We start from the raw sequence: 876 nt of genomic DNA on the forward strand, positions 1-876 counted from the left end.
CAGTTCTGCAACTGGGTAACATCCACCAACAACCGGATTTACATCGGTTGGTTCGGTGTTCTGATGATCCCAACCCTGTTGACAGCAACAATCTGCTACATCGTAGCCTTCGTAGCAGCACCTCCGGTGGACATCGATGGAATCCGTGAACCCGTAGCTGGTTCATTAATGTATGGAAACAACATCATCTCTGGTGCTGTTGTTCCTTCTTCCAACGCAATCGGTCTTCACTTCTACCCCATCTGGGAAGCAGCTTCCTTAGATGAGTGGTTGTACAACGGTGGCCCTTACCAGTTGGTAATCTTCCACTTCTTGATCGGTGTATTCTGCTACATGGGTCGTGAGTGGGAATTATCCTACCGCTTAGGAATGCGTCCTTGGATCTGTGTTGCTTACTCTGCACCTGTTGCAGCAGCAAGCGCAGTCTTCTTAATCTACCCGATTGGACAAGGAAGCTTCTCTGATGGTATGCCTCTGGGAATCAGCGGAACATTCAACTTCATGTTGGTCTTCCAAGCTGAACACAACATCCTGATGCACCCGTTCCATATGTTAGGTGTAGCAGGTGTATTCGGTGGCGCACTGTTTAGTGCAATGCACGGTTCTTTGGTAACTTCTTCTTTGGTACGTGAAACTACCGAAACTGAATCTTTAAACTACGGTTACAAGTTCGGTCAAGAAGAAGAAACTTACAACATCGTTGCAGCACACGGCTACTTCGGTCGTTTGATCTTCCAATACGCTAGCTTCAACAACTCTCGCGCACTGCACTTCTTGTTAGGTGCATGGCCGGTAATCGGAATCTGGTTTACTGCTTTAGGTGTATCCACCATGGCATTCAACCTCAACGGTTTCAACTTCAACCAATCCGTAATT

1 protein-coding gene is annotated in these 876 nt (G+C 47.3%); it reads left to right on the top strand.

From position 1 onward, the window contains the following. A partial coding sequence (gene psbA, locus M595_RS28005; protein WP_023069924.1) for a photosystem II reaction center subunit D1 occupies window positions 1-876 on the top strand: 876 nt, incomplete at both ends.

This window comes from Lyngbya aestuarii BL J, from assembly GCF_000478195.2.
GTDB classification, from domain to species: domain Bacteria; phylum Cyanobacteriota; class Cyanobacteriia; order Cyanobacteriales; family Microcoleaceae; genus Capilliphycus; species Capilliphycus aestuarii.